The 2,901-nt window shown below is 62.9% G+C and carries 3 protein-coding genes; all 3 read right to left on the bottom strand.

Going from position 1 to position 2,901, the window contains the following annotated elements; all coding sequences use genetic code 11:
• Positions 1–195: 195 nt before the first annotated feature.
• The 3 genes from FHD67_RS19985 to FHD67_RS19975 all read right to left on the bottom strand — a co-directional run bounded on the left by FHD67_RS19985 (position 196) and on the right by FHD67_RS19975 (position 2,828).
• Positions 196–414: a hypothetical protein gene (locus tag FHD67_RS19985; RefSeq protein ID WP_046001854.1), complete on the bottom strand. Its 219-nt coding sequence runs from the start codon at positions 412–414 to the stop codon at positions 196–198.
• Positions 415–705: 291 nt separating this feature from the next.
• Positions 706–885, bottom strand: coding sequence for a hypothetical protein (locus tag FHD67_RS19980; protein WP_127899881.1), 180 nt, complete (start codon positions 883–885; stop codon positions 706–708).
• 68 nt (positions 886–953) lie between these two features.
• Positions 954–2,828: a ParB/RepB/Spo0J family partition protein gene (locus tag FHD67_RS19975; RefSeq protein ID WP_139599830.1), complete on the bottom strand. Its 1,875-nt coding sequence runs from the start codon at positions 2,826–2,828 to the stop codon at positions 954–956.
• Between the last annotated feature and the right edge of the window lie 73 nt (positions 2,829–2,901).

Below are 2,901 nucleotides of genomic sequence, written 5' to 3'. Positions count from 1 at the left end.
CAGGCTCGGAACGAGACAAGCGGGCAGGACCAGGCGCAAAGGAAGGGTAGGGGCATAGGCTCGGGGCGCAGGCCGGCCCTTGCCGGCCAAGCCTAGAGCGCGGTCCCTTGGGGCGGGTGGTCTAGGGCTTCTCGCCCTAGACCACCCGCCCCAAGGGACGCCGCGATAAAAATTTGTTCTGCTCGTAAATGGAGATTAGCGCAAATGATCCATTGCCGGTGACATGCGCGCAATTCCAACGGTCTCATAGGTGCCCGTTTTCGGGTTCAGCACAAACAAGCCGTTGCCGCGCAACTCCACCGTCAGCACGCCGTCAGGGCTGGATAGCTTATCGAAACATGCCAGCATCTTTTCCACCATATCGCGTGTCACTTCCGCCTTGGCGTCCTGTCCCATCTCGCGTGTCGAAAGCATAAAAATACCCTTCTTAATAACTACGCTGGAAGACATACTTGATTTGGCGGCCTGCACCACGAGGTAGACCAAAAGGACTGTTCAAAAGAACAGTATCACGTTTTTTCTTGACACGCGCGTCAACTTTCCGCTGCGCCGTCAGGTGCAGCTCGGCCCGAAGGGCCGGGCCGGGCGGGGGGGGGTCGGCGCAGACGGCCGCCCCGCCAGGTCATCACTCCCCGCCAAAAAGAAGCCCCGCTAGATGCGGGGCTAGTTGAACCTTCGTCGCAGAAGGATGGGCATGGCTGCGGTCTATTGAACAGGATCGGCGGCGGGAAACTCGGTGGCTGCCGGGGCTGGCCGCAAGCGGACACTCTGATGGGTCCATGCTGCGCTGTGCAGTTTTTGCTGCGCGTCTTTGAAAGGCAGGGGATCGGCATGCAGATCAACCCATGCAGTGCCGTTCCAGTGGGTTGCGATATACAGCGACATTGAAATCTCTCTAGTCTGAAAATGCTCGGTATGGGGCGGCTAACGCCGCCCCTCCGGTTCGGTATGAATCAGAAGCAGTCCGGGGTCCAAGCCTCGATGCGGGCTTTCTTCTCCGCGTCGATCTTCCATGCCTTCTGATACTCGGCATCGCTGAACAGCCGCTCCATGCACTGCGCTTTTTCAGCCTTCTTCTGCGCCTTGTGCGCCTTAAAGCCGTTCCCCTGCGGATCGCAGCCCGTCAGGTCCAGATGCAGCGCGTCCAGATAATCGGCGCTGACGCGGCTGAAAAAGTTCTCGGCGGTGGGCGTCCAGACCTTGCGGATACCGGCCCCGGCATCGGCCTCGATCAGTCCGAAAAACTCCGCGCTGCCTGCGCCATAGGGCAGGGTCCGCGCCACGCTCTCGACCAGCGCCGCGTTGCGGGCCTTCTTGCCAGCGGCGACGAACGTGCGGAAGGCGGTCGCCAGATCGTCAACCCGCAGTTCCGGGCGGCTCCATGCCTCATGTCCCGCAGGGGCATGGGTCAGCCGTTCGGAAAACTCCAACCCCTCGGGCTTGCTCGGGCAGTTGTTGGGGCGTCCCGGCGACAGGTCGAAAACATGGGTGCTGACGCCAGATGCCAGCGACATGCCGAAGGCCAGCAGGTCAAAGATCATTTCCGGCTTGTCCAGAAGCGCGGTCTGGATTGCAGCCAGCCGCACAGCCTTCATGTCCTCGACCAGCGCACCGGAATAGGGCGACTTGGGCGCATCCTCGATGCTGGCCGCGCCGTGGCGCGTTGCGGCATGTCCGGTCAGAACCTCTGCCTCAATTGCCTCGGCGCGATCCTCGGGCCGAACCCATGCAGCCGTTTCGCCCAAGGTGCCATCATTGCGGACATAGATGAAAACCCCGGCAACGGCGCGCTGCGCGTCGGTAAAGCCGCCTTCCACGATGTTCGTCAGGTCGGCAAATACCACTTGACCCGCCTCGTCCAGAACGTCGCCCTCGGCCAGTTCTGCCAGTTCGTCGTAACGCTCGCTCTGTTCTTCGCTCAGGACGCCCGGAACGGGATAGATGCGGTCCAGCTTCTCGGCAGTGCCGTAAGGGACATAGCTGTCGGGCATGGCCTCGACCCATTTCCAGACTTCTCCGATCTTTGCCGCTGCCTCGTCCATCTTCTCGGCGAACAGTCGGGCCAGTAGGTCGCCATTGTGAAGCGCGGTCGTGTCGCTGAACAGATCGCGGTTCATCCGCCCGCCCGCTGCGGTGTAGGCGTCCAGCCCGACAAACAGGGCGCGGCGGTCGGTGCCGCTGATCGCTTCCGGCTGCAAAGCCTGTTTGATGCGGTATTCGGATACATCGCGGCCCATCACCTCGGCCAGAACCTGCAAAGTCAAAGCCTCGTCCTGGGACACGGTAAAGGCTTTCGCCATGCCAAGGCTGATTTGCCCCGCCTTCAAGGCGTCCAGAACAGCGGCGGGCAGCGCCGCCAGCGCAAGGCGGCGGTAAACATGCGCCTCGGTCTTGCCGAAGCTGCGGGCGATGGTGGACACGTCTGCGCCTGCATCCTTCATCCGGCCATAGGCACGGATTTCATCGGCGGGTGCCAAGTCCTCGCGGGCGGCGTTCTCGGCGCTGGCCCATGCCCGCGCGGTGGCCTCGTCGGGGGCGATGCGGACGGGAACGGAGGCCAGTTCCGGGTGGCGCTTGGTCACGGTCGGGTCACGCTCGACCGCGCGGGCGATGGCGCGCAGCCTGCGGCCTCCGGCGACGATGCCGACGCGGCCATCTGCGTCAACGGTGCCGGAAAGGTTCTGGATCAGGCCGATCATGGCAAGGCTGTCGGCCAGCAGGTCGATCCCCTCCGGGTCCGCGTCCTGACGCGGGTTCATGTCGGAGACATAGAGTTGGGCCAGCGGGAAATACTGGATGGCGGCGGCGGTGATGATTTCGGTTTTCATGATCTGGTTTCCTTTTCGTGGCGATGGCGTGGGGGCTTGGTGCCTCCTTCCGCCGATGGGCTGCGCCTCGTCG

The sequence above is a fragment of the Paracoccus haeundaensis genome, from assembly GCF_006239215.1.
Classification (GTDB): Bacteria; Pseudomonadota; Alphaproteobacteria; order Rhodobacterales; family Rhodobacteraceae; genus Paracoccus; species Paracoccus marcusii.
Note: the sequence above shows the minus strand (reverse complement) of the source record. Positions and strands in the feature narration are given on the sequence as shown.